Raw genomic sequence first — 26,202 nt, 5'->3', positions numbered from 1 at the left:
CAACGAAGGTGAAGACTGTGATTCGACACATTGTGATGTGGAAGTTGAAGGAAACGGCCGAGGGCGCGAGCCGCGCCGAAAACGCCGTGAAGATGAAAGCGATGCTCGAAGCGTGCCGCGACATCGTGCCGGGCATTCTGAGTATGGATGTCGGTCTGGCCGGCGAAGGCCTCGAATCCAACTATGACGTCGTGCTCGTCTCCGACTTCGCCGACAAGGCAGCCCTCGACGCCTACCAGGTTCATCCCACCCACGAAAAGCTCAAGGTATTCGTCGGCGCGGTACGTGAAGCTCGCCAGTGCGTCGATTATTTCGCCTGAAGCACGTCGATGAGTAATTCGCTGAAAGGGCGCCCCGGCGCGCCCGCTGCGGACCCGTCCGCCATGGCGCAGAGCGAACCCGCGGACCGCACTGAGCGCACCGAACGCGCAGCCGCCACCAATGCGCTGCCGGTCCTCGAAAGCCCGTTCGTCGACAATCTCGGCGTGCACCTCGTTTCCGCGGCCGACGGCGCCAGCGAAGTCGTGCTGCCGCTCGCCGCGAATCACATGAACACCTGGGCTGTCGCGCACGGCGGTGTCACGATGACGCTAGCCGACGTCGCGCTCGCCATGGCGGCTCGCAGCCTGGCGGGCGATGGTGTGGGTGTCGTCACGGTGGAGATGAAGGTGAACTTCATGCAGCCCGGTCGCGGCGAGTTGCGCGCCACCGCGCGCGTGCTGCACCGCTCCACGACAATGGCCTACTGCGAAGGCGAGATCCGCGACAGCGAGGGCCACTTCGTGGCCAAGGCGCTCGGCACCTTCAAGTACATGCGTCGTCTGGCCGTGGGCCGCGAGGTGACGCAACAGCGCCTGCGCAGCGACCCGTCCGCGAAACCCGGTCCAAGCGACGGCTGAAGTGCAGGACGCGACGTGCGCCCGGCACGCACGCCATGCATGTGGGGCACGTCGCGCACCTGGGTCTGACCCGGACCCCCAACACAGATGCAGATCAAACAATGGAGACGCTCAACATGACTCAGATCAACCGGCAATGGGTACTGGCTTCACGTCCTGAAGGCGCGGCTTCGCCCAGCAATTTCAGGCTCGTGGAAGCGCCGCTCGAACCGCTCGCCGACGGACACTTCCGCGTGCGCAATCACTATATGTCGCTGGACCCGTACATGCGTGGTCGCATGAACGACAGCAAGTCGTACGCGGCGCCGCAGCCGCTCGATCAGGTGATGATTGGCGGGACGGTCGGTGAAGTGGTCGAATCGAAGCATCCGAAATTCGCGGTAGGCGACAAGGTGGTCGCCATGTTCGGCTGGCAGGAGTTCGGCACGTCCGATGGCGCTGGTGTCCGCAAGGTCGACGCGACGCATATTCCGCTCTCGGCGTATCTGGGCGCGGTGGGCATGCCGGGCGTCACCGGCTGGTACGGTTTGAACAAGATCATCGCGCCGCGCGCCGGTGAGACCGTCGTGGTGAGCGCGGCGAGCGGCGCGGTAGGCGGTGTGGTCGGCCAACTGGCGAAGCGCGCAGGCGCGCGGGCAGTCGGCATCGCCGGCGGCGCGGACAAATGCCGTTACGTGGTCGAACATCTCGGCTTCGATGCGTGCGTCGACTACAAGGCCGGCAATCTCTATCAAGACCTGAAGGCGGTGACGCCGGATGGCGTGGATGGCTACTTCGAGAATGTCGGCGGCGAAGTGCTCGACGTGACGCTCGCGCGGATGAACGCGTTTGGTCGCATCGCGCTGTGCGGCATGATCGCGAGCTACGACGGTCAACCGTTGCCGCTCAAGCATCCTGCGTTGCTGCTGACGCAGCGTCTATTGGTGCAGGGCTTTATCGTCAGCGAACATCCGGACGTGTGGCCCGAAGCGCTGACTGAACTTGGCACGCTGGTCGCGCAGAAGCAGTTGCACTACCGCGAGAGTGTCGCGGAAGGCATCGAGCAGGCGCCGCAAGCGTTTATCGGCTTGCTCAAGGGCAAGAACTTCGGCAAGCAACTGGTCAAGCTGATTTGATGGCGTTGGGCGCGCGAAGCGCGCGCCCGCGTGACGAAGCGGATTCCTGATTTCACGCATCACCCAAAACAATCAATCAGCGGAGACACTCGATGTTCCAGTTTGAAGGCAAAGTGGCGGTGACCACCGGCGCGGCGAGCGGATTTGGCCGCGCTTTCGCAGACAGGGGCGCGGCGCTCGGCATGAAGCTGGTGCTGGCCGATGTCGATGCCAGCGCGCTCGCGCAAACCGTCGAGGCTTTGCGCGCGACCGGCGCCGATGCGATCGGCGTCCCCACCGACGTCTCCGATGCCAGTCAGGTCGAGGCCCTCGCGCACGCGGCCCTCGACGCCTTCGGCAAGATCCACCTGTTGTTCAATAACGCCGGCGTCGGCTCGGGCGGCCTGCTGTGGGAAAGCAGCGCGAACGACTGGGCGTGGGTGTTCGGCGTCAACGTGATGGGCGTCGCGCACGGCGTGCGGGTCTTCACGCCGATCATGCTGCGCCAGAACGAACCGGCGCACATCGTCAATACGGCATCCGTGGCGGGGCTGTTGTCGCCTCCCGCGATGGGGGTCTATAACGCGTCGAAGCATGCGGTGGTGTCGCTCACGGAGACGCTTTATCACGACCTGCAAAGCGTGGGCGCGCCGGTGGGCTGTTCGCTGCTGTGTCCGGCCTTTGTGCCGACTGGCATCGCCGATGCCGAGCGTGCACGTCCCGGCAGCTTGCGCAACGACGCTGCGCCGACCCGCTCGCAACTGGCTGCCGGCAAGCAATTGCAGCGCGCCGTGCAGTCGGGCAAGCTGAGCGCCGCGGACGTGGCGCAGAAAACCTTCGAGGCGATCGAAGCAGGGCGCTTTTATATCCTCACGCATCCCGCCATCCTGCCCACCGTGCATCTGCGTAATGAGGATATCGAACTGCAACGTAATCCAACGGATCCGCTCTCGCTCAAGCCGGAGGTGAAAGCGGAGACGAAGGCATGAGTGCGTGCCGTCATGCCACGGCCTGAGTCCGTGGCATCATACGGCGCTCAATCATCCACGCACGGCGCTGTGACGCCGCCCGAAGCATGATGCCGCTGAATCCGAAAATCGAGCAGGTGCTCGAGTTGATCGAGCGGGCCAACCGTCCGCCGTATCACACCCTCACCGCGCAGCAGGCGCGCGCGTCGTACGAGCGCAGCGCGCCGATTCTCGAGATTGCGTCGGCGCCGATGTTCGCCGTCGAAGATCTCACCGTACCCACGCGCGACGGCTCGACCATCCGCGTGCGGATGTATCAGCCGGCCGAGCCGAGCTGGGCAGAACCGGCGCCCGCGCTGATCTACTACCACGGCGGCGGCTTCACGGTGGGCAGCGTTGCGACGCACGACGCGTTGTGCCGGATGTTCGCGCGCGATGGACAATGCGTCGTGCTGTCCGTCGATTACCGTCTCGCGCCGGAACATCGCTTTCCCACTGCCGTCGACGATGCCTTCGACGCCCTCGCGTGGCTGCACGCGAATGCCTCGTTGTACGGCGTCGACGCCGCGCGCATCGCGCTAGGCGGCGACAGTGCAGGCGGCACGCTGGCGACGGTCTGCGCGGTGCTGGCGCGCGACGCCGGCTTGCCCAGGCTCGCTTTGCAGATGCTGATCTATCCTGGCGTGAGCCGCTATCAAGAGAGCGCGTCGCATGCGAGGCTCGCCGAGGGGTATCTGCTGTCGGGGCAAACCATCCAGTGGTTCTTCGAGCAATATCTGCGCAATGCCGATGATCGCGAGGACTGGCGTTTCGCGCCGCTCGACGGCACGCGTGGCGCGCCGGATTTTGCGGGCGTCGCACCCGCGTGGATTGCGACCGCGCAATACGATCCGCTCAGCGACGAGGGCGAGGCGTACGCGCAGAAACTGCGCGCGGCGGGCAACGAGGTTACGTTCACCTGCTACGCGGGCATGATCCACGAGTTCTTCAAGATGGGCGGCTTCGTGCCGGATGTCGCGAAGGCCCACGCCGACGCGGCAAGGGCCTTGCGCGTGGCGTTCGGGATGGAGTGACCGCAAGAGTGCGCAGCGCTGAAGGCGCTCGCAGCAAACGCTCGCCGCTCAGCCTTCGATCTTGAACGCGAAGCTGCGCTCGAAATTGCCCGGCCGCACCACGCGATGCGAGCCGTTGTCATCGCTGCGTTCGAGCACCGACGCGCGCAGGGTCGCGCTGCCCGCGGCGTCGGACTCATCTTTGCCACCGGCCAGCACGCGCAACGCAGTCGTGCCGCGCGTGCCGTACTCCGGCGATTCGATAAACGCCGCCGACAACACCCGCTCGCGTTCCAGCGGAATTCCGGTGGATGGCAACTCATCGTCGCGCGCAAGGCGCGGGTCGCGCATCAGGTCAACGAGGCTTTCGAGCGGCGCAAGGGCGTCGCCTTCGAGCAGTGCGCGCAACTCGGCGCGCTTGCGCACGAGCTTGGGCCAGGCCGTGTCGAGCACCGCATTGGAGATGCCGTGCGTGCCGCTTTCGAGCAGCGTCGGTGCAGCGGACGACCGGTTGCAGTACCAGGCGAGTTCACGGCGCGACCAGTCGCCGATCAACAGATTGAAGCCGTTGTAGATCGCGCCATCGCGCGCCACCCGCTCGAGATAAGCCAGCGGCGAATCGAGTGGCACATCCGGTGTGGAGAGCGCACCTGTCAGCCAGTTGCTCACCAGCGTGCCACGGGTCGGCGCATCGGCACGCATCTCGTGCGGCGCGCGGTAGTTCGTCAGCGCGGCGAAACGGCCGCCGCGCGTCATGCCGAGCCACGCGCCGCCGCCCACCAGATCGCGTCCGGCCAGCACACCCGGCGCGTCGGACCACCAGTGCATCGGCTCGGCCGTGCGGCGGAAGAATTCGTCGCGATTGGCGGCCAGCGTGAAGAGCGGAGCGTCGAGCGCGTCGGGCCGCCAGTCGAAAACGATCAGACACATCGAGGGGCAATCTCCCGGGGCGGCATGCAGCAGGGAGAGCGGCGCACGGCCGCTCGTGAATCAGACCTCGGCCGGCAGCGCGTACGGCAGCGGCAGGAAGGTCAGGGCCGGTCCGTCGGCTGCGCCCAGGTGAATCGAGCCACTGGTCAGCGCCGCGAGCTTCACCTCGACCAGCACGTCCACGCCGCCTTCCGGCGCTGAGGCCGCATTGACCACCATGCCGCAAGGCTGCCCCGGATCATCGGAGTGGAACAGTTCCGCGCCGGCCTTCACGGTGTCCAGTTCACCGGCCACGTTGGCAAGCGAGGCGCGCCGCTTGATGGTGCCGCGATACTGGCTGCGCGCCACGACCTCTTGCCCCGGATAGCAGCCCTTGCGGAAATTCACGCCACCCAGCACGTCGAAGTTGACCATCTGCGGGACGAACTGCTCGACCACCGGCTGGGTGATGCGCGGCTCGCCGGCCCGAATGTCTAGCCAGTCCCACACCGCCGCCGACACGCGCGCGAGCTTGCCATCCAGTTGCGGCAGACGTGCTTCGACTTCTGCCTTCGGCCCGATCCACAGATAGCGCAGCTTGCCGAGCGCATCCGGTACGCGGATCAGCGAACCCGCCGGCGCGTCCACCTTCACATGCACGCCGTCGGGCAGTGCATCGAACACGCCCGAGAGCGCCTTGCGCACGTCACCGGCCAGCCCCACGACCGCCAGCTCGCTGCTCGCGTCCGTGAGCTTCGCCTTGGCGCGCAGCACGAACATGGAGAGGCGCTTCTGCACAGCGGCCTGCACGTCTTTCGACAACAGCAGGCGGATCGTCTCGCCGCTGCGCCAGCTCAGAAACGACGCCAGCAGACGCCCCTTGGGCGAACAGTAGCCCGACAGGCGTGCGCTGGCCGCATCCAGATGCTGGGTGTCGTTGGTGAGCTGGCCGTGCAGGAAGCTGGCCGCGTCGTCGCCGTTCGCGTCGATCACGCCGAACTGCGTGAGCAACATGTACGCGCCGGACCCGCTGACAGCGTCGAATTCCTCGCGCGCGGGACGCGCCAGCAGAGGGAGCGTGGCCGGTGCGGCAGCGGCGGCAGGGCCGGAAGCAGATGCGAGCGGTGCAGTCATGGATTCACAGAGCAGTCAATTCTGACTTTAGCTAGGGCAAACAAGTATTATATGGACTTCAACACACGCATGTTTCCATGTCCCTTCTGAAGAAATGTCTCATTGCCGGCACCGTTGTCGTGGCGCTGGCCGGAGCTGCTATTGCTGGTGGATATCACTGGGCCAACGCCCCGCTCGATCTGAGCCCGCCGCAACTCGACGTCACCGTCAAACCCCATAGCAGCCTGCGCAGCGTCACCCTGCAACTGAATCGCGGCGGCGTGCCGGTCGAAGCGGAACTGTTCGTCATCATGACGCGCCTGCTCGGCCTGCAAAGCCAGCTCAAGTCCGGCAACTACGAATTCAAGAGCGGCGTGACGCCTTACGAGGTGTTGCAGAAGCTCGCGCGCGGCGACGTCAACGAATACGTGGCGACCATCATCGAAGGCTGGACCTTCAAACACATGCGCGCGGAGCTGGATGCCAACCCCGCGCTCAAGCACGACACGGCGGGGATGAGCGACGCCGACGTGCTGAGCGCGATCGGCGCGCCGGAGGCTTCGATCGGCAACGGCGAAGGGCTGTTCTTCCCGGACACGTACCTGTTCGACAAGAACACCAGCGACCTCGACGTGTATCGCCGCGCCTATCATCTGATGCGCGAGCGGCTCGACGAGGCGTGGCTCGGGCGTGCGCCGGGTCTGCCGTACAAGACACCGTATGACGCGTTGACGATGGCTTCGATCATCGAAAAGGAAACCGGCAAGCCTTCGGACCGGCCGATGGTGGCCGCCGTGTTCGCCAACCGGCTGCGCGTGGGCATGCCGCTGCAAACCGATCCCACCGTAATCTACGGCATGGGCGACGGCTATACGGGGCATCTGCGCAAGCGCGATCTGCTGGCGGACACTCCCTACAATACCTATACCCGGATGGGCTTGCCGCCAACGCCGATCTCACTACCGGGGGTGGCGTCGCTGCAGGCGGCGCTCAATCCAGCCCAAAGCACCGCGCTGTACTTCGTGTCGCGCGGCGACGGCAGCAGCATTTTTTCTGACACGCTCGGCGATCACAACAAGGCCGTCGACAAATACATCCGAGGACAATGATGGCGCGGGGCAAATTCATCACGTTCGAAGGCATTGACGGCGCGGGCAAGACCACCCATCTCGCGTGGTTTCGCGAGCGCCTCGAACAACACATCGCCGCGGGCGGCCGCTCGGTCGTCATGACGCGCGAGCCGGGCGGCACGGGTCTCGGCGAGTCGCTGCGCGAAATCCTCCTGCATCAGAAGATGGATCTCGAAACCGAGGCGCTGCTGATGTTCGCCGCGCGCCGCGAGCATCTGGCCGAAGTGATCGAGCCGGCGCTCGCGCGGGGCGACTGGGTGCTCTCGGACCGCTTCACCGATGCCACCTTCGCCTACCAGGGCGGCGGCCGCGGCTTGCCGCGCGACAAGCTCGAAGCGCTGGAGCGCTGGGTGCAGGGCGGTTTCCAGCCGGATCTGACGCTGCTGTTCGACATCCCGCCGGACACGGCGAGCGAGCGGCGCAGCGCGACCCGTGAACCGGACCGCTTCGAGAGCGAGTCGGATGCATTTTTCACCCGCACGCGCGCCGAATATCTGCGCCGGGCGGAAGAGGCGCCGTACCGGTTCGTTATCATTGACTCTTCGCAGAGCATCCCCGAAATTCAGAAACGACTTGAGGATTTGATCTCAACGTTATGATTTTCAAGAAATATAAGCGCGGCTCATGACGCTTTGCAGCGGCGCTTGCGTGGCTTGGGTCAAGAGTCTCGGCAAATCGCATAGAGTGCTTTAAAGATCGCCTTCAATCCATTGATTTAAAAGACAAACAATGATTTATCCGTGGCAAGCCGATGACTGGAACCGTCTGCAACAGTTGCGCGCGCACTGGCCGCATGCGTTGCTGCTGCATGGGCAGGCGGGCATCGGCAAACTGCGCTTTGCGCAGCACCTCGCGCAAGGGCTGCTGTGCGAGGCACAGCGCGACAACGGCGAGCCGTGCGGCGCCTGCGCGGCCTGTACCTGGTTCGTGCAGGGCAATCATCCGGATTACCGGATCGTGGTGCCCGAGGCGCTCGCGGCCGAAGCGGGCCTGAACACGGCTGCCGACGAAAAGGCGGACAAGGCTGACGCCGACGAGGGCAAGAAGACCAAAACCCCCAGCAAGGAAATCAAGATCGAACAGGTGCGGGCGCTGCTGGATTTCTGCGGCGTCGGCTCGCACCGTGGTGGTGCGCGGGTGGTCGTGCTGGCGCCGGCCGAGGCGCTCAATGTCGCCGCGGCCAACGCCTTGCTGAAGACCCTCGAGGAGCCGCCCGCGGGTGTGGTGTTCCTGCTGGTGTCGGCTCGCATCGACCGGCTGTTGCCCACCATCATCAGCCGCTGCCGCCAATGGCCGATGACGGCACCGGCGGCGGACGTCGCCACCGCCTGGCTCACCGCGCAAGGCGTGGCCGAGGCGCCGGCACTGCTCGCCGAAGCAGGCGGCGCGCCGCTCGCCGCACTTGCGCTCGCCAGCGACGACAACCGCGCGCTGCGTGACTGGACCCTCAAGCAACTCGCCGCCGGTGCGAACTGCGACGCCTTTGCGTGCGCCGAGACGCTGCAAAAACTGCCCGTGCCGCTCGTGCTGGGCTGGTTGCAGCGCTGGCTGTACGATCTGCTCGCGCAACGCACGGCCGGCACGCCGCGCTACTTTCCGCAGGCCGCGAGTGCGCTGGCCCGCTGCGCTGGGGAGGCCGATGCCAGTGCCTTTGCCCGCTTCATCAAGACAGTGACGCGCCAGCGGGCGGTCGAAAATCATCCGCTCAACGCCCGGCTCGTCTTTGAAGAACTGTTTATTGGTTATCGCGCGCTGTTTGGGTGAGAGGATTGCGTAGCTGGTCTTCGCGACTGCCTTTAACCGCTCGCAACCGCTGGTGGCCACTCAGGGCCACTCGCGGCCACCAGCACCCGCAGCCCGTTTGAACCGCTCGTACACCTTTGCCTTCGTCATTCACGTTTGATCCACAGAACACCATGAGCCTTTCGTACCGCGACGCTACCCTCGACGACCTGCCTGCCATCGTCGCCATCTATAACTCCACGGTGCCGTCGCGCCTCGTGACCGCCGACCTGGAGCCGGTGAGCGTCGAAAGCCGCCTTGCCTGGTTTCACGCGCATGGGCCGCACAAGCGCCCGCTGTGGGTGGTGGAAGACGCCGGCCAGGTGATCGCGTGGCTGAGCTTTTCCGATTTCTATGGACGCCCGGCCTATCTGCGCACTGCCGAAGTGAGCATCTATCTGGACGAGCGCGCGCGCGGCAAGGGGCTCGGCAAGCAACTGCTGACCGCTGCGCTGGCGGCTGCGCCGGGACTCGGCATCGACACGGTATTGGGCTTTGTTTTCGGCCACAATGAAGCGAGCATGCGGCTCTTCCGTCACTTCGGCTTTACCGCCTGGGGGACCTTGCCGCGCGTGGCGGTGCTGGACGGCATCGAGCGTGACCTGGTCATTCTGGGCTTGCGGCTCGACACCGCGCGCGCGTAAAAGCCGGGCTGGTAGCTGGAACACGCGCTGAAATCCATGCTGAAAGGCACAGCGCAAGGCATTGAGCGTGGTGCGCTGAAACAGGCAACGCGCCTTCGGACACGCAGGCTTGCATAACCACCTCGAACCCTCATCCGATTCATTGCAGGACATCACCATGTTTGTCGATTCTCACTGCCACATCAATTTCGAAGGCCTCGGCGACCGCCTGCCACAGGTGATCAAGAACATGCGCAGCCATTCGGTCACGCATGCGCTGTGCGTGTCCGTGGACCTCGAAAGCTTGCCCTCGGTGCTGGCCGTGGCCGAGGCGTACGACAACGTGTATGCGTCCGTGGGCGTGCATCCGGACCACGAGGACGCGCAGGAGCCGAGCGTGGCCGAACTGGTCGAGCTGGCCGAACACCCCAAGGTGGTCGCCATCGGCGAGACCGGCCTTGACTACTACCGTCTGGAAGGCCGCACCATTGCGGACATGGAATGGCAGCGCGAGCGCTTTCGCACCCACATCCGCGCGGCGCATGCCACTGGCAAACCGCTCATCATCCACACCCGCTCGTCGTCGGAAGACACTTTGCGGATCATGGCCGAGGAGCGGGCCGGTGGAGCCAGCGGACCCGGCGGTGTGATGCACTGCTTCACCGAGCCGTGGGCCATCGCCGAACAGGCACTCGCGCAGAATTTTTACATTTCGCTATCGGGTATCGTCACGTTCAAGAGCGCGACCGAGGTTCAGGACGTCGCGCGGCGCGTGCCGCTCGAGCGTTTGCTGATCGAAACCGATTCGCCGTATCTGGCGCCGGTGCCGTATCGGGGCAAGCCGAATGAACCTGCGTACGTAAGTTATGTCGGACGCTTCATCGCGCAACAACGCGAGATGCCGGATGCGGCGCTGGCCGCGGCCACCACCGCGAACTTCTTCCGGCTCTTCAAGATTCCCGCGCCCGCTGGCGTGTGAATGTTGATACTGAGTATAATCAACAGGATAGGGACGATTCCTAAAGCCAATTATGAGCAATGAACTGACGCACGCTTCACAGTTTGATTCACCCCTCGATTCACCTCTCGATTCGACCCACGAGCACGCCCGGGCGGCTTTCGCGGCGTTTTCGCTGTTTTCCTCCGCGGTATCGTTCCTCGCGCAAGCGGCTCGTGGACGTTCGGCGCTGCGCCGCAGCTTGACCCGTGTGGCAATGGCGAGCGGTTTCGCCTGCGCAGCGCTGGTGGCAGTGCCCGCGCACGCCACCCCGGCCGACACCATGATCAAGGCCGTCAAGTTCGACGACATCAAGGAAGTGAACAAGCAGCTCGCGAACGGCATGGACCCCAACATGACCGACGACCAGGGCATGCCGTTGCTGGTGCTCGCGGCGCGCGAGAAATCGGAGCAGGTGGCGGCCGCATTGGTGGCCAATCCGAAGACCAACATCGAGATCGAAGACAAGGCCGGCGAAAACGCCATGATGCTGGCCGCGCTGAACGGCGACGTGCCGATGGTGCAGTTGCTGATCTCGAAGGACGCCGAGGTCAACAAGAAGGGCTGGGCGCCGCTGCACTACGCCGCAGCCAACGGTCACGATGATGTGGTCAAGCTGCTGCTCGATCATTCGGCCTATGTGGATGCCGGCTCACCCAACGGCACCACGCCGCTGATGATGGCCGCGCGTGGCAACCATGTGTCCACGGTCAAGCTGCTGCTCGACAACGGCGCGGACCTGAACGTGAAAAACCAGATCGGCCTGAACGCGCTCGACTTCGCCAAACACTACAAGGCGCCCGATGTGGTCGAAGGTTTGACGGCCAGAATGCAACAATCGCAGCAACAGCCGCAACAATCGCAACAACAGCCGCAGAAGTAAAAACAGCCGCAGAAGTAAGCCAGACGGTGTGCCGCGCACACCGTAAAACAGTGCAGAATAACGGTCACGGCGCACTTCGGGATGCGCCGTTTCCATGCGGCATCAGACCGCTCGATAATTACCTGGAAGGATCACCATGCTGCGGGTTTTGATTTGCGCCAGCGCACTCGCCGTACCGCTCACGGCAGCCGCGTTCACGGCGGGCGACCTCAACAAGCTGTGCGAGAAAACAGACGTGGCCTCACGAAGCGCATGCGGGGCGTACATAGAAGGCGCGGCGGACGGCATCTACAACACCATTGACGCAATTGGCGGAACGACCGGTCCGCGTGTGGGTCAATATTTTTGCCTGCCGCCCGACGCCCGCTCGCAACAACTGACGGACGCGGTGCGCAAGTACATCGCGGAAACGCCGAACGCCGCCGGCTACAACGCCAGCACGGCGATCTCGCTGGGTCTCGGCAAAGCCTTTCCGTGCCGCAGTAGTGACTAGGCTGGCTTGACGCTGGACGCAGGCCGGCCATCGAGCAGCAGGCGTCATCCACAGCGAGGAGGGCAGCAGTCATGGGCCGCTTGGTCGTCGTGTCGAATCGGGTCGCAACGCCGACCGAAACCAAAGGATCGGCGGGCGGCCTCGCCGTTGGCGTGTTCGGCGCGCTGAAGGACGCGGGTGGCGTGTGGTTTGGCTGGAGCGGCGACGTGGTCAGCGAGACCGTGGCCAATGCCGGCCCCACGCTGGAGCAGGACGGCGCGGTGACCTTCGCCACCGTTGGCCTCACGCGCAAGGACTACGACCAGTACTACCGCGGCTTTTCGAACGCCACGCTGTGGCCGGTGTTCCATTACCGCAATGATCTCGCGCGCTACGAGCGCGAGGAGTACGCCGGCTACCGGCGCGTCAATGCGTGGCTCGCGCATCGTCTCATCAAACTGCTCGAACCCGATGATGTGATCTGGGTACACGACTATCACCTCATCCCCTTTGCCGAAAGTCTACGCGCGGAAGGCGTGACGAATCGCATCGGCTTCTTCCTGCATATTCCGTTTCCCGCTCCGCAGATCCTGCTCAACATCCCGCCGCACGAAGAACTGGTGAAGTCGCTGTGCTGCTACGACCTGCTGGGTTTTCAGACTGCCACCGACGAACTCGCTTTCCACGACTACCTGGTGCGCCACGCGCGCGGCCGCGTCTCCACCACCGGCGACGGCAAGAGCGAAGCGGAAGCGTTCGGCCGCAAGCTGCGCACGGGCGTGTACCGCATCGGCGTGTTTCCGGATGAGATCGCCGAGCAGGCCGAGCGCTACGAAAGCCGTCAGCACGTGCTTGACCTGAAGCAAAGTCTGGAGGGCCGCAAGCTGATCATGAGCGTGGACCGGCTAGACTATTCGAAGGGGCTGGTGGAACGGTTTCGTGCCTTCGAACATCTGCTGGAGCGCTCGCCGGAGTGGCGCGGCAACGTCACGCTGGTGCAGATTGCGCCGCCCACGCGTTCGGATGTCGCGACCTATCAGCAGATTCGTCAGGACCTCGAATATGAAGCAGGGCGAATCAACGGCCGCTATTCGGGCCTCGACTACACGCCGATCCGCTATCTGAACCAGCGCTACGACCGCTGGAAGCTGATGTCGCTGTTTCGCGAGTCGCAGATCGGCTTCGTCACGCCGTTGCACGATGGCATGAACCTGGTTGCCAAGGAGTACGTGGCTGCGCAGAATCCGGACGATCCCGGCGTGCTGGTTCTGTCCATCTTCGCCGGCGCGGCGGCGGAACTGAGCGGCGCGCTGCTGGTGAATCCGCATGACGCGGTGGGGATGTGCGAGGCCTTGCAGCGCGCGCTGTCCATGCCTCTCGAAGCGCGGCAGCGACGGCATGAGATCAACATGGAGGCGCTGCGCAAGAACGATCTCGGCGTATGGCGAGACACGTTCCTGCATGATTTGCGCAGCGTGCCGGTGCGCAAAACGGGAAGGGCGTGAGGGGTGAAGGGATGGTCGAGGTGATGCAGGAAACGAGGCAGGGAATGATGCGTTTGGTGGCACAAGTAAGACGCGCCGCGCCGGTTACAGCACGCGCTATCGCCTTGCGGGCAACGCCGTGGAAAGCGCGGAACGAAGCGCCAGGGACTACTCAATGCTGACGACGCTCGCCATCGCCCACTATCGGTCTTTGCGCGACTTCATCGCGCCGCTTGGCCGCCTCAATCTCGTCACGGGGCCTAACGGCAGCGGCAAGTCCAATGTGTATCGCGCGCTGCGGCTGCTGGCGGAAACCGCGCGCGGCGGGGTGATACCGTCGCTGGCCCGCGAGGGCGGTCTGCCGTCGACCTTATGGGCCGGCCCCGAGCGCTTTTCGCGCGGCATGCTGACGGGCGAAGATCCGGTGCAGGGCACGCGCCGCAGCGAGCCCGTGAGCCTGCGCCTCGGCTTCGCGGGCGATGAATTCGGTTATGCAATCGACCTCGGCCTGCCCGCGCCGGATTTGCGTCCTGCTGACAAGCGCACGAAGTTCTCCCTCGACCCCATCATCAAGCGCGAGTGCATCTGGAACGGCCCGCTGCTGCGTCCCTCGGCGCTGCTGGTGGACCGTCAGGGCGCATCGATGCGCACGCGTGACGACAGCGGCGAATGGCAGACCATCGCGCAGCCGGTGGCCAGTTTCGACAGCATGATGACCGAGTTCTCCGACCCGCGCACCGCGCCGGAGATGATCGCGGTGCGCGAGACGATTCGCTCGTGGCGCTTCTACGACCATTTCCGCACCGACAGCGACTCGCCCGTGCGGCAACCGCAGATCGGCACGCATACACCGGTGCTGAGCAACGACGGCGCGGATCTCGCCGCCGCCTTGCAGACCATCCGCGAAATCGGCGATCCCGCCGCGCTCGATGCGGCCATCGACGACGCCTTTCCTGGCTCGCGCATCGAGATCACCAATCTGGATGGCCGCTTCGAAGTCGTGATGTATCAGCATGGGCTGCTGAGGCCGCTCAAGGCGGCGGAGCTATCCGACGGCACGCTGCGCTATCTGCTGCTGGTGGCGGCCCTGTTGACGCCGCGGCCGCCCGCGCTGCTGGTGTTGAACGAACCGGAAACGAGTTTGCATCCCGATCTGCTGGCGGCGCTGGCGCGCCTGATTGCAGCGGCTTCGGCCCATTCGCAGGTGCTGGTGGTGTCGCACGCGGCGCGTCTGATCGCGGCGCTGGAGCGCGAGCGCGACAGCCAGTCCATCGTGCTGGAAAAGGAGTTGGGCGCGACGCGCATCGTCGGCGTGGATGAACTCGACATGCCCGCGTGGAAATGGCCATCACGGTGAGTTGGGGCGGCACCCCCGAATGCTGCGCCGCAGCGCCAGGTAACCGCTTGCGCACGGATGTTTCCTGACTGTAACAGCGTAGAGCAAATGAAAGGTATCGGGCTTCGCGACGGGTAATCCGCAATAATCAAACTCAAGGAAGCTGCGTAAGCTGATGCCGCACAAGGCGCCACGCTGATTGCGCAGCCGCCGCGTTGCTTCGCGGCAGGGGCGCTGGCATACTCGGGCGCCATTCATACACGGGGTTTGCGCGGCGCCCGGCGCTGGCGCACGTAGTGGAACGGCCCACGCGTCAGGTTCACGGAGACATACGATGAGAATTGCCCAGATCGCCCCTTTGACCGAATCGGTGCCGCCCAAGCTGTACGGCGGGACGGAGCGCGTCGTGTCGTATATCACGGAGGCGCTGGTCGAACTCGGCCACGACGTCACGCTGTTTGCCAGCGGCGATTCCATCACGAGCGCGAAGCTCGAAGCCGTGTGGCCACGCGCGCTGCGCCTCGACCCAGGCATTCGCGACCGGATCGCTCCGCACATGCTGCTGATGGAACTGGTACGCCGCCAGGCGGAATCGTTCGACGTGCTGCACTTTCACATGGACTACTACTCGTTCTCGGTCTTCAAACGGCAGGACACGCCGTTCGTCACGACCCTGCACGGACGGCTCGATCTGCCGGAACAGCAGCCCGTGTTCGACACGTTCAACACGGCGCCGGTGATCTCCATTTCCAACTCGCAGCGTCAGCCGCTGCCGCAGGCGCGCTGGCTCACTACCGTGTATCACGGGCTACCGGAGAAGCTGTACACGCCGCAGCCGGTGGAGCAACGTTACCTCGCCTTTCTCGGGCGTATCTCGCCGGAAAAACGCGTGGATACGGCAATTCGCATCGCGGGGCGCTGCGGCTTGCCCATCCGGATCGCGGCGAAGGTCGACGAGGCCGACCGCGAATACTTCGAGCGCGACATCCGGCCGTTGCTGGATTTGCCGTATGTCGAATTCATTGGCGAGATTGCCGATGACCAGAAGGCTGAATTTCTCTCGGGCGCACATGCGCTGCTGTTCCCGATCGACTGGCCGGAACCGTTCGGCCTCGTGATGATCGAGGCGATGGCATGTGGCACGCCGGTGATCGCCTTTAATCGCGGCGCGGTGCCGGAGGTGCTGGAAGACGGCGTGACGGGCTTCATCGTCGAGGACGAGATCGGCGCCGTGGCAGCCGTGAACCGGCTGCACAGGGTGCCGCGTGCGGGCGTGCGCCGACGCTTCGAGGAACGCTTTACCTCGCACCGCATGGCGCAGCAGTACGTGGACGCCTATCAGTCAGTGATCCGCGCGCAGAAGCGCTCGCGCTTCAAGGTGATTGATACGGCCACCACCACCACGACCACGACGCCGCGCTGACGCCGCCATGTGAGCGGGCGAGCGCAAAAAAAACGGCAGTGCATGGCGCACTGCCGTTTCTGTTTCCAGCTAACCGGCAAGCCTGATCGTGAGGACAGAGCTAGCCGCGGAAACATCCAGTTCCTGATGTCGAGCCTCTCGCCGCGAGGCCCAGGACCGATGCCTGACCGTCTGCGCCAACATCTAACCCAATGCTTGCGCCAATGCCGCTGGCCTGACCGCGCCAGCCTGCATCGACGCGGGCTCGCAGTTAGATCTTCAGACGCGAGACCTTGGTGCCATTGATGGAGATGTCGCCCATCAGGCCGGCGTTGGTCATCACGAACACTTCCACCGGCGCGGTGGCCGTGGTGGTGTCGATCGCGCCATTGGCGCCCATCTTCACGAGGGCGACCGAAGCGTCGCCGCCGGCCGACCAGCCATCCGTATTGCGGAATTTGTCGAGCGCGTCCTGTGTCATGAACAGGAAGATGATCGCCTTCGACTGCGCGCCGGCCTGCAGCCCGAACGAGCCCGACACCGTGCTGTAGTAGCCCACCGTGCTGCCGCCCACCTTCAGCGAGCCTTCGCCATACTGGCCGCCCACGATCAGGCCAGCCTGAATGACCGACGGGAACACCAGCACGCCACGCGCCTTCGACACGAGCTCACGCGACCCGGGCACCGTCTGGAAGAGGCGCGACATCGTGCCGTCGACGCTCGCGTCGATCGACTGCCGCTTCGACATATTGGTCGCGGCGTTATCCGGGGTACCAGACGACGTGGTGCAGCCAGCGAGTACGAGTCCTCCGAAAGCGAGAGCAGCGGTAGTCTTCAGCATGAAGTTTCGTCTTTGCATCGTTTTTCTCCATCATGGTTCCTGGGCGCAACCTCTCGTGTGCTTAGCCGGGTTGCGTGCTCAGTTATATCACACGCAGACTCACAACGTGTGTTCGCCAAGTTGCCGAAAACCCTTGTGGGACGGGGGTTTGCGGCGAACCGCAAGGTTCGTGATGAGTAATATTGACCGAACGCAAAGTGCTTCGCGACAGCGCCCGGACATGCTTTTTTCAACCCTGTTGCCGGTGGCGCCCCGGTTTTTCACTAGCGTTCAAGCCCACTCAGAGGTGCCCGAAATTGAGTTGTTTTTACCGATTCGACGCATCGACGTCCCCGACGTAATAAACGTGAAAGTGTGTTCGAGGGCGTCGATTGATGGCGTGAACGCAACACTCACGAGTCGCAGCGTCCGCCAGGGTGGTGCGCCTCGTCACTGGTTCGGCGTGCTCTTGACGGGCGGCGGACGGCGCAGTGCCCGGCGAACTCCGCCAATCAGCGCGCCGATCAGAAACAGCACGGCGGCCGGCACGATCCAGTAGCCGACGAAGGCGTGCCACAGATAGGCGAACAGCGTGGTGCGGCGCAACGCGTATTCGTCGCGGGCTTCCTGCTGGCGGGGGGCGTTGGCACTCAGCACGTCGGCCGGGCAGCCGGCGGCGCGCGCCTCGTCGGGGTCGCCGTGGCAGCGCGCGGCGGCACCCGCGGCGCGTTGCGCGTCAGTCAAGTTCCACGTGGTCAGTGAGCGGTCCAGGTCGACGGCGTTGTAGGCCATCTCCTCCTGGATCTCGCGCACGGCGACGATCGCGACCGGCACCGCCCAAAAGACGATGACGACCAGCCACCGCCTGAACCAGCGGTTCTTGTGTCTCCATACCATCCTTGCCTCCGTTCGATGCCCAAGGCATCAACGACAAGATGGCGGCCCGATGGGCAGCATTTTTTGTAATGGGCCGTCTCCGCAGCCATCATAGAAGAAAACCGGCGCTTCGGGCGAATGGACGTGAAAGCTGGGGAGAAGGGCGCAACGGCGGGAGAGAGCGGCGGATCGACGATCCGCCGGCATTCGACAACGGACGGCTTTAGCTCTTGTTGCTGAGGCAGGTCTTCATGAAGGCCTTGCGATCGTCGCCCTTCTTGTCACCGGCCTGGACGTTGCACGCCTTCATCTTTTCCTGCTGGGTCATCGGCTTCGCGTCCGGCTGCGCGCTCGACAGACACGACTTCATGAAGGCCTTGCGGTCGTCGCCTTTCTTGTCGCCGGCCTGCTTGTTACAGACGGTCATCTTCGACTGCTGGCTATTGTCAGCGAACGCGGGGGTGGCCAGTACAGCGCCGAGGACGACGGCAGCGATTGCGGATTGGATCTTCATGGGACACTCCATCGGTGGTGAAACTGTTGTTGGACGTGGTACAACCAGGCGTCGCAGCCTCTGTCGCCGGCACGATTATGGCCAGACTGTATGTCAAAACGGACCACGTTGTCAGCCGGTTGACAGCCGGCGGGGCGGGGTTTCCCCGAGATTTCGCCGGGTCTTCCTTGGGCACTGCGCGGGTTTGTGTCGTATGACTGAATGCCCCCGCCCGCGTTATGCGCATGCCATGCCAATGGCCGACTGGAAGAAGGATTGTGCGGCTCTATTGGAAAGCGCGTGGAAAGTGACGGGAAAGCGCTTTGGACGATGCTATGGAATCCCAATTGAAATCCGAAAAGAAATCCCCCAGATGCCTTAAGCATTCGGCATGACACCATTGGCTCATGCCCGCAAGAGGAAGGGACAGTGAGGCTTGCTAATCAACCCAGAGCCAATGTATTGGAAACGCATAGCCAACGCATTGGAAACGCAACGCGAAGCAGCAATCGGCAACGGAAAAAGCCCGCATCGGAAATTGCGTAATAAATGTAATAATCGACCACCGCCGCAATTGCGTCATTGAATGTTTTGTCGAGAAAAGGAGTGGGACATGACCATGCACTATCTACTGATGTACGACCTGTGCGATGACTATCTGGAACGGCGCGCAGCGTGGCGCGACGAGCATCTGAAGCTGGCATGGGGCGCGGCCGGGCGCGGCGAATTACTGCTGGGCGGTGCCCTCGACGAGCCGGCCGATACCGCCGTGCTGTTGTTCAAGGGCGACACACCCGCCGCAGCGGAAGCCTTCGTCCAGGCGGATCCGTATGTACGCGAAGGTCTCGTCAAGCGCTGGCGGGTCAGGCCGTGGAAAACCGTGGTGGGCGAGCAGGCCGCGAATCCGGTGCGATAGATGCGCGTGCAAGCATCGCCCTCTGCCGGCGCATCGCAGTTACGGCAAAGGCAGCCCGTGCCGCGGGCGCGGCAGTGACGCTACGGTGCGCATTCGCGCCGTGGCGCAAGCGAGACGCTGCCACGCCATAAAAGAATGAAAAAAAAGAATAAGAAATTCTTTGCGCGCTTTACGGCGAATTAGCGCGCCATTGCAATTCAACGGGTGGCGCGATGGACATTGCGCATGTTACGGCGGCGTGAATTTCCGCTATGGCAATTCAAAAACCAACACTGCGCTAGCCACAAGTTTGTTTCCATCCGTAACAAGCGGGTTTGCCATATTCATACAAACCCTGGCGATGGTATGCTTCGTGCACAATTTCTCCAATGCACGAGTGAGACCACGTTTTGTGCTTCGCGGTGGGGAACGCTCGCACTAGTCCTGTGCGAATGTCTCGATCCGGCCTGAACGAAAATACATAATTGTGCAACCGCGGACACTACATGAATCGCGCACGCTGAATTCGTGACTGTCCAACGCCGCAGCCCGGCCAAGGCTGTGTGGAGAACCGCATGTTTTTCGATGAGCTAAGCAATGACGAGTGGGTGCTGCTGGTGGGGCTCGTGTCCGACGAGCCGGCAGTCCGTCTGAACAGACGGGGCCGGCCGCGTGCCGATCCGCGCATCGTGGCGAACGCCGTCCTATGGATTCTTTCGACAGGTGAACCCTGGTCGAAGCTGCCGGGCCGCTATCCGTCGGGCCCGACGTGCCGCCGCCGTTTCGAGGAATGGCAGCAGGACGGCACGCTCGCCGAGATGGTTCGTCTCCTGACGCAAGCCGGCCGTACGTTCGTCTACGTGCCCGAAGCGTCGCCACCCGTCGCCGCCAAACCCGCGCCGCAGCCCGTCGCCGTGAGCGCGCGCGACGACAGCCCGCGTGGCGTCAGCTGGAAAAGCCCCGAGTCGTGGCAGTCGCCAGCCGGCGCGCGCCCGGCTCTGCGCTCGCTCGATCCGCTCGCCGACATGACCCGCCAGTTGTCCGGCGCTCCCGCCTCTGCCGAACCGCTGCGTCCCGAGTCTGTCAGCTCGGCGGCACTGGTTTCTGGTGGCGCGCAGCAGCGCGAGTACCCGAGGGGAGCACGTGGTTCGTTACCCATGAGCCTTGCTGGGCGTGGCACGCAAACGTTTGCGCACCGCGATTACGTCATTTATGTGGCGGCCGAGCGGGTGCCGAACGCGATGTTCCGCGCCTGGGCGGAAATCGAAAAAGACGGCCGGCGAGTCGAGCGTTCGGGTCTGGTGGGGCCGCGTTTCGACGAACCGAACGCGGCGCAGGACTACGCGCTGGAATGGGCCCAGCAATGGATCGACCGGCAATGCCGCACGGTGGACGCCGCGGCATCCAATGCGCCGGCCCACACCGCGTACTCACGGCCGCTGCCGAGTGTGCGCACCATGCCGAATACGGTGACGGTGAGTTCGGCCGGGGTGCATGCCGATGCGCCGCCCGCAGCCAACGCGCATTCGATGAACGCGGCGGGGCATGGCTCGCTGAATGTGGCAAGGAGCAGCGCCTTGGTCGCCGGCATGAGCGCGGCGATAAGCGACGTGCTGGGTGGACCGCTGAATGCGTCGGTTAGCGCAATACGGACGCCGTTGCGCCGCTATCCGGCAGACGCGGCGGGAGACAGCGTGGGCGAGCGGTATCCGCTGATAACGGAGTTCATCTCGCACGTCGGCTGAACGTCTCCACTGCGCTTGCGTGTCCGACGAACCGTACCTGATGCGCTAAACGATGAACCGGAAGATGGGCCGCTTCGCAGCGGCCCATCTTCGCGTGTTTACTGCCGTCCGTACTTGTCGTCGAAGCGCACGATGTCGTCTTCGCCGAGGTAAGACCCCGACTGCACTTCGATAATCTCCAGCGGCATCTTGCCAGGATTCTCGAGACGGTGGGTCGTGCCGAGCGGGATATAGGCCGATTCGTTTTCGGACAGAATCAGCCGCTCTTCGCCGCGCGTGACGAGCGCCGTGCCGCGCACCACGATCCAGTGCTCGGCGCGGTGATGATGCATTTGCAGCGACAGACGCGCGCCCGGATTCACCACGATGCGCTTGACCTGGAAACGCTCGCCGCTATCCACGGAATCGTAATGTCCCCACGGCCGATGCACCTTGCGATGGTTCGCCGCCAGTGCGCCGCCATCGGCGCGAATCCGGCCGACGATCTTCTTGACGTCCTGCACGCGCGATTTGTCGGCAACCAGTACCGCGTCGGCGGTTTCCACCACCACGAGATCATGCGTGCCCACGCAGGCAATCAGGCGTCCTTCCGAATGCGCGAACGTGGAGCCCGAGCCTTCGAACATCACGTTGCCGCGACCCACGTTGTTCGCGCCGTCTTTTGGCAGGATCTGCCAGATCGCATCCCATGAGCCCACATCCGACCAGCCCGCGCGCAGCGGCACCACCACACCCGTCGCCACGGACGGATCGTTGCCCAGTTGCTCCATGACGGCATAGTCGATCGAGTTGGACGGGGATGCGCTAAATGCCGCGCGTTGCAAGCGGAAGAAATCGCCGTCCGCCTGGCCGTTTGCATGGGCCTCGGCGCAGGCATCGAAAATGGCCGGCTGAAAATGGCGGATCGCTACCAGCCACGTGGACGCGCGCATGATGAAGATGCCGCTATTCCACCAGTACTCCTTAGATTCGATGTAACGCTGCGCGAGTTCCAGATGCGGCTTTTCGACGAAGCGGTCGAGCCGGTGAGCCGTGCCCGGTTGCTGCGTGCCGGCATCGTCCGCATCGCTTTCATGCGAATTCACGCCTTCAGCCAGACCTGCGCGGCTGATCGGCGTGCCGAGCCGGATGTAGCCGTAGCCGGTTTCCGCATGGGTCGGCACGATGCCCATCGTGACGATATGACCGTCGCGTGCGTACTGCACACCGGCCGCCACGGCCGCGTGAAACGCGTCGACATCCACCACCGCGTGATCGGCGGGCATCACCACCATGATGCCGTCGCTATCTTCAGCGGCAATCGTAAGCGCAGCCGCCGTCAAGGCCGGCGCCGTATCGCGGCCCACCGGTTCGAGGATCAGACGGCTCGCCTTGCCGCTCTTGCGCAATTGTTCGGCGGTGGTGAAGCGGTGCTCTTCGTTGGCCACCACGATCAGTTGTTCCGCGAGCGGATGACCGGCATCGAGCGTGTCGAGGCGGCGCGTCGTGGACTGCAGCAATGAATCCTCGCCGAGCAGACCAATCAGTTGCTTCGGATACTGCTCGCGCGACATCGGCCACAAACGTGTACCGGAGCCGCCCGCAAGAATCACGGGATGAACCTTCAGCTTGACGTTCAGCGATGCGGCGGCGTCAGAGCGGACGTCGGCGTCGGACGCCGTGACCGTTGCTGTCATGGTGATCTCCTCGAGGCTGGTTGAGTAGATCGAGTTGTATCACGGCGTAAATAGCCAATAAAAGCGGGATAAATGGCGGGTCCTGAAAATAAATAACACGCCTGCTGAAAAATGCGCTTGAAAGCCTTAAAAAAGAATTATTTGTTTCATGGGAAAAGAAAAAATAATCCGCAAAAAATCGGCGCGCTACGGACCATGCAAGGCAAGCGCGGCAGCGCGTGAGACGAAGGGTAGCAGACCAGGCTGCAAGCCTTTTACAAAAAGCGCTCAGCGGCGCGGTTCGATGGCTTCATCAGCGTCACAAATCGCCCCAAATCAAGTAATAATTACCGAAAAAATTCCCTAAAAATTCAAAAATTCCGCCCATTAAATTTTGTGCATTTTTCCGATGTTGCAGTGCGAATTTTAATGCCGCCTTATCTAGCCTGTGCGGGTAATCACGCATTCGGATTAGCGAGCGGCTTTAAGCGCAAGTGACGATCCGGCGCATTAGCCAGGTGTTATGACCAGCCAATGCGCAACGAATGCGTGATGCCCGGTTTCACACGGTGCGGACCTCCGCTTACTACACGGATGGAACTTGACTGACGAACTGAGGTGCAGCGCATGCTGAGCGTTCTATCGAGAATCATCGACATCGCCATGGTCGCCCTGGGCGCCCTGGTTGCAGCGGCCGTGCACGACGGACGCTGGGTGTGGCTGGACGACATGCAGAGCATGTCGCTGGCGTTCGACTGCCTGCTGGTGGTGGTGTTCTTTCCCGCGCTGGGTGTCTATCTGTCGTGGCGCGGCAAGCCGCTCGTCGATCTGCTGTTTCGCGTGTCGTGCGGCTGGCTGGTGGTGGAAACCACTGGCGTATTGATCAGCTTCAGCCTGCACCGCTCGGAGCTGCTGTCGCGACTCTGGCTTGGTTACTGGGCGCTCGCCGTGATTGCGCTGCTGATGGTCAGCAAGACGCTGGTCTACACGATCCTGAAGCGGCTGCGTCGCGAAGGTTTCAATCACAAGGGCGTCGCCATCGTGGGCAGCGCGCCGTACGGCAAGTTTCTGATCGAGCAGATGCGCAGCCGTCCCGAAGCGGGCTTCAGCCCGCTGGTGGTGTACGAGGAGGACGGCGCCGCCGATACACCGCGCGCAGCGTCCGAACCCAGCGATGCGCCGGCCATTGGCGGCGTGCCGGTGGAGCGCGACTTCGCGGCGATGATCCAGCTCGTGCGGCAGCGTGCGATTCGCGAACTGTGGCTGGCCTTGCCGATCTCGAAGGAAAAGACCATCCACCGCTTCGTGATGGAACTGCGCAACGACTTCGTGAATATCCGCTTCATTCCCGACGTGCGCAGCCTGACGCTGTTCAGCCAGCCCATGGTCGATCTGCTCGGCGTGCCCGCCATCAACCTGGCCGCTTCGCCGATCACCGATCTGCGCGTGCTGCCCAAGCGCATCTTCGACCGCCTGTTCGCGCTTGCTGCATTGACCGCACTCGCGCCGCTGCTGCTGGTGATCGCGGTGCTGGTGAAGCTGTCGTCGCCGGGGCCGGTGTTCTTCCGCCAGAAGCGCAAGGGTATAGACGGCAACCAGTTCGAGATCTACAAGTTCCGCTCCATGCGCGTGCACAAGGAAGAGAGCGGCAAGATCACTCAGGCCACGCGTCGGGATCCGCGCATCACCGCCGTGGGCGCCTTCCTGCGCCGCACCAGTCTCGACGAGCTGCCGCAGTTTATCAATGTGCTGCGCGGCGAGATGTCGGTGGTGGGGCCGCGTCCGCATGCGCTCGAACACGACGACATCTACAAGGATCTGGTGAAGGGCTACATGCACCGTTACCGCATCAAGCCTGGCATCACCGGATGGGCGCAGATCAACGGCTATCGCGGCGAAACCGACCGCATCGAAAAGATGATGGGACGCGTGAAGCTCGATCTCTACTACATGCAGAACTGGACCTTCGGACTCGACCTCAAGATCGTCATGCTGACGCTGTGGAAGGGCTTCGTGGGAAGCAATGCGTATTGAGCGCGCGTGCAACGCAGCGTGCCCTGTTTTTAGAACCTTCAAATCTCCGAGGTGTAATTCATGAACCTGACGATCATTGGTACCGGCTATGTGGGCCTCGTGACGGGCGCCTGTCTTGCTGACATCGGCAACGACGTGCTGTGTCTCGACCTCGATCAGCGCAAGATCGACGTGCTGAACCAGGGCGGTGTGCCGATTCATGAGCCGGGCCTGCAGGAGATCATCGCGCGCAACCGCAAGGCGGGGCGCCTGAAGTTTACGACCGACGTCGCCGCTTCCGTGGCGCACGGCGAGATCCAGTTCATCGCCGTCGGCACGCCTTCGGACGAAGACGGCTCGGCCGATCTGCAATACGTGCTCGCTGCTGCGCGCAACATTGGCCGCCATATGAACGGCTACAAGGTGATCGTCGATAAATCGACGGTGCCGGTCGGCACGGCGGTGCGCGTGCGCGAAGCGATCGCCGAAGAGCTGGCGGCGCGCGACGCGCAGCACATGTTCTCGGTGGTGTCGAATCCAGAGTTCCTGAAAGAGGGTGCTGCGGTCGAAGACTTCACGCGGCCCGATCGCATCGTGCTGGGTTGCGACGAAGACGTGCCGGGTGAGAAAGCGCGCGAGGTGATGAAGCGTCTCTACGCACCGTTCAACCGCAATCGCGAACGCACGCTGTACATGGACGTGCGCTCGGCCGAATTCACCAAGTACGCGGCCAACGCCATGCTCGCCACGCGCATCTCGTTCATGAATGAACTCGCCAATCTGGCGGATCGCGTGGGTGCCGACATCGAAGCGGTGCGGCGCGGCATCGGTTCCGATCCGCGCATCGGCTACGACTTCCTGTACGCGGGCTGCGGCTATGGCGGCTCGTGTTTTCCGAAGGACGTGCAGGCGCTCATCAACACCGCCGTCGAACGTCAGCAAAGCCTGCGCATTCTCGAAGCGGTGGAAGCCGTCAACGAAGCGCAGAAGAAGATCCTCGCGCACAAGATCGTCGAGCGTCTTGGCGACGATCTGTCCGGCCGCACCTTCGGCGTATGGGGGCTCGCCTTCAAGCCGAATACCGACGACATGCGCGAAGCGCCGAGCCGTCCGCTGATCGCGGAACTGCTCAAGCGCGGCGCACGCGTGAAAGCCTACGACCCGGTGGCCGTGGACGAAGCGCGCCGCGTGTTCGCGCTCGATCTGCAGGACGTGCCGCATCAACATGCGCGCCTCACGTTCGAGAGCGATGAAATGGACGTAGCGCGCGGCGCCGATGCACTGGTGATCCTCACCGAGTGGAAGGTCTTCAAGAGCCCGGATTTCGACAGCCTGAAGCAGCATCTGCGCACGCCGCTGATTTTCGACGGCCGCAACCTGTACGAACCGGAAGCGTTGAGCGAACTCGGCATCGAGTATCACGCCATCGGCCGTCAGCCGGCGCGCCGTGAGGGCATCACGGCCCCGCAGACGGCGGCAGCGCAGAACGGCGCCGCCGAGCCGCAGCACGCCACGTCCGACGCGGCGCTGGCACGCTGAGTCGCAACGAAGGAGAGCGCCT

The 26,202-nt window shown here is 63.6% G+C and carries 25 protein-coding genes; 19 read left to right on the top strand and 6 right to left on the bottom strand.

Annotated elements, in window-relative coordinates; translation table 11 throughout:
- Nucleotides 1-17 precede the first annotated feature (17 nt).
- From D0B32_RS09275 to D0B32_RS09255, 5 genes are all read left to right on the top strand, one after another.
- Nucleotides 18-320: a Dabb family protein gene (locus tag D0B32_RS09275; RefSeq protein WP_181969787.1), complete on the top strand. Its 303-nt coding sequence runs from the start codon at nt 18-20 to the stop codon at nt 318-320.
- Between the two features lie 126 nt (nt 321-446).
- On the top strand, nt 447-899 hold the full coding sequence (locus tag D0B32_RS09270) for a PaaI family thioesterase (RefSeq protein ID WP_117334150.1): 453 nt from the start codon (nt 447-449) through the stop codon (nt 897-899).
- A 116-nt stretch (nt 900-1,015) separates the two neighbouring features.
- Entirely contained in the window at nt 1,016-2,014 is a 999-nt protein-coding gene (locus D0B32_RS09265; RefSeq protein WP_117334149.1) for an NADP-dependent oxidoreductase, read from the top strand.
- A gap of 92 nt (nt 2,015-2,106) precedes the next feature.
- Nucleotides 2,107-2,982: an SDR family oxidoreductase gene (locus tag D0B32_RS09260; protein ID WP_117333667.1), complete on the top strand. Its 876-nt coding sequence runs from the start codon at nt 2,107-2,109 to the stop codon at nt 2,980-2,982.
- 89 nt (nt 2,983-3,071) lie between these two features.
- Complete coding sequence (locus D0B32_RS09255; RefSeq protein WP_117334148.1) at nt 3,072-4,034, top strand: alpha/beta hydrolase; 963 nt, start codon at nt 3,072-3,074, stop codon at nt 4,032-4,034.
- Between the two features lie 48 nt (nt 4,035-4,082).
- Here D0B32_RS09255 and D0B32_RS09250 read toward each other — a convergent pair whose 3' ends face one another.
- Together D0B32_RS09250 and D0B32_RS09245 are read right to left on the bottom strand one after the other, a co-directional pair.
- The gene (locus D0B32_RS09250) at nt 4,083-4,943 is read right to left on the bottom strand and encodes an NRDE family protein (protein ID WP_117333666.1); all 861 of its coding nucleotides are present in this window, start codon (nt 4,941-4,943) and stop codon (nt 4,083-4,085) included.
- A 60-nt stretch (nt 4,944-5,003) separates the two neighbouring features.
- The gene (locus tag D0B32_RS09245) at nt 5,004-6,056 is read right to left on the bottom strand and encodes a folate-binding protein YgfZ (RefSeq protein WP_117333665.1); all 1,053 of its coding nucleotides are present in this window, start codon (nt 6,054-6,056) and stop codon (nt 5,004-5,006) included.
- A gap of 77 nt (nt 6,057-6,133) precedes the next feature.
- Here D0B32_RS09245 and mltG point away from each other — a divergent pair, with 77 nt between their 5' ends.
- The 10 genes from mltG (at nt 6,134) to D0B32_RS09195 (ending at nt 16,165) form a co-directional block, all read left to right on the top strand.
- Nucleotides 6,134-7,144 (top strand): endolytic transglycosylase MltG, encoded by a 1,011-nt coding sequence (gene mltG, locus D0B32_RS09240; protein WP_117333664.1) that lies wholly within the window; start codon nt 6,134-6,136, stop codon nt 7,142-7,144.
- Complete coding sequence (gene tmk, locus D0B32_RS09235) at nt 7,144-7,764, top strand: dTMP kinase (RefSeq protein ID WP_117333663.1); 621 nt, start codon at nt 7,144-7,146, stop codon at nt 7,762-7,764. Before mltG ends, tmk begins: the two co-directional genes overlap by 1 nt.
- A 130-nt stretch (nt 7,765-7,894) precedes the next feature.
- Nucleotides 7,895-8,929: a DNA polymerase III subunit delta' gene (locus D0B32_RS09230; RefSeq protein ID WP_117333662.1), complete on the top strand. Its 1,035-nt coding sequence runs from the start codon at nt 7,895-7,897 to the stop codon at nt 8,927-8,929.
- A gap of 152 nt (nt 8,930-9,081) precedes the next feature.
- A complete protein-coding gene (locus tag D0B32_RS09225) occupies nt 9,082-9,591 on the top strand; it encodes a GNAT family N-acetyltransferase (RefSeq protein ID WP_117333661.1) in 510 nt (169 codons plus the stop codon).
- Between the two features lie 157 nt (nt 9,592-9,748).
- Entirely contained in the window at nt 9,749-10,549 is an 801-nt protein-coding gene (locus tag D0B32_RS09220; protein WP_117333660.1) for a TatD family hydrolase, read from the top strand.
- Nucleotides 10,550-10,784: 235 nt separating this feature from the next.
- Entirely contained in the window at nt 10,785-11,450 is a 666-nt protein-coding gene (locus tag D0B32_RS09215) for an ankyrin repeat domain-containing protein (RefSeq protein ID WP_117334147.1), read from the top strand.
- A gap of 136 nt (nt 11,451-11,586) precedes the next feature.
- A complete protein-coding gene (locus D0B32_RS09210; protein WP_117333659.1) occupies nt 11,587-11,943 on the top strand; it encodes a Rap1a/Tai family immunity protein in 357 nt (118 codons plus the stop codon).
- A gap of 71 nt (nt 11,944-12,014) precedes the next feature.
- Entirely contained in the window at nt 12,015-13,427 is a 1,413-nt protein-coding gene (otsA, locus tag D0B32_RS09205) for an alpha,alpha-trehalose-phosphate synthase (UDP-forming) (protein WP_117333658.1), read from the top strand.
- Between the two features lie 154 nt (nt 13,428-13,581).
- Nucleotides 13,582-14,763, top strand: coding sequence for an AAA family ATPase (locus tag D0B32_RS09200; RefSeq protein WP_117333657.1), 1,182 nt, complete (start codon nt 13,582-13,584; stop codon nt 14,761-14,763).
- 313 nt (nt 14,764-15,076) lie between these two features.
- Nucleotides 15,077-16,165, top strand: coding sequence for a glycosyltransferase family 4 protein (locus tag D0B32_RS09195; RefSeq protein ID WP_117333656.1), 1,089 nt, complete (start codon nt 15,077-15,079; stop codon nt 16,163-16,165).
- A gap of 250 nt (nt 16,166-16,415) precedes the next feature.
- Here D0B32_RS09195 and D0B32_RS09190 read toward each other — a convergent pair whose 3' ends face one another.
- The 3 genes from D0B32_RS09190 to D0B32_RS09180 form a co-directional block, all read right to left on the bottom strand.
- Nucleotides 16,416-17,003 carry a YSC84-related protein gene (locus tag D0B32_RS09190; protein ID WP_117333655.1) on the bottom strand — a complete coding sequence of 196 codons (588 nt, stop codon included), beginning with the start codon at nt 17,001-17,003 and terminating at the stop codon, nt 16,416-16,418.
- Between the two features lie 411 nt (nt 17,004-17,414).
- Nucleotides 17,415-17,861 (bottom strand): hypothetical protein, encoded by a 447-nt coding sequence (locus D0B32_RS09185; protein WP_117333654.1) that lies wholly within the window; start codon nt 17,859-17,861, stop codon nt 17,415-17,417.
- A 202-nt stretch (nt 17,862-18,063) separates the two neighbouring features.
- Nucleotides 18,064-18,354, bottom strand: a complete 291-nt coding sequence (locus tag D0B32_RS09180; protein WP_117333653.1) for a PsiF family protein — start codon at nt 18,352-18,354, stop codon at nt 18,064-18,066.
- 598 nt (nt 18,355-18,952) lie between these two features.
- Between D0B32_RS09180 and D0B32_RS09175 the strand changes: the two genes are divergently transcribed.
- Together D0B32_RS09175 and D0B32_RS09170 are read left to right on the top strand one after the other, a co-directional pair.
- Entirely contained in the window at nt 18,953-19,249 is a 297-nt protein-coding gene (locus D0B32_RS09175) for a YciI-like protein (RefSeq protein ID WP_117334146.1), read from the top strand.
- A 554-nt stretch (nt 19,250-19,803) separates the two neighbouring features.
- Nucleotides 19,804-20,973 carry a transposase gene (locus D0B32_RS09170; RefSeq protein WP_117333652.1) on the top strand — a complete coding sequence of 390 codons (1,170 nt, stop codon included), beginning with the start codon at nt 19,804-19,806 and terminating at the stop codon, nt 20,971-20,973.
- Between the two features lie 98 nt (nt 20,974-21,071).
- On the opposite strand, the gene D0B32_RS09165 is transcribed toward D0B32_RS09170, so the two are convergent.
- Nucleotides 21,072-22,649: a mannose-1-phosphate guanylyltransferase/mannose-6-phosphate isomerase gene (locus D0B32_RS09165; RefSeq protein WP_117333651.1), complete on the bottom strand. Its 1,578-nt coding sequence runs from the start codon at nt 22,647-22,649 to the stop codon at nt 21,072-21,074.
- 606 nt (nt 22,650-23,255) lie between these two features.
- Here D0B32_RS09165 and D0B32_RS09160 point away from each other — a divergent pair.
- Together D0B32_RS09160 and D0B32_RS09155 are read left to right on the top strand one after the other, a co-directional pair.
- Nucleotides 23,256-24,662 (top strand): undecaprenyl-phosphate glucose phosphotransferase, encoded by a 1,407-nt coding sequence (locus tag D0B32_RS09160; RefSeq protein ID WP_117333650.1) that lies wholly within the window; start codon nt 23,256-23,258, stop codon nt 24,660-24,662.
- A gap of 60 nt (nt 24,663-24,722) precedes the next feature.
- Nucleotides 24,723-26,180 carry a UDP-glucose/GDP-mannose dehydrogenase family protein gene (locus D0B32_RS09155; RefSeq protein WP_117333649.1) on the top strand — a complete coding sequence of 486 codons (1,458 nt, stop codon included), beginning with the start codon at nt 24,723-24,725 and terminating at the stop codon, nt 26,178-26,180.
- Nucleotides 26,181-26,202 lie beyond the last annotated feature (22 nt).

Source organism: Paraburkholderia sp. DHOC27, assembly GCF_003429005.1.
Lineage (GTDB): Bacteria > Pseudomonadota > Gammaproteobacteria > Burkholderiales > Burkholderiaceae > Paraburkholderia.
Note: the sequence above shows the minus strand (reverse complement) of the source record. Positions and strands in the feature narration are given on the sequence as shown.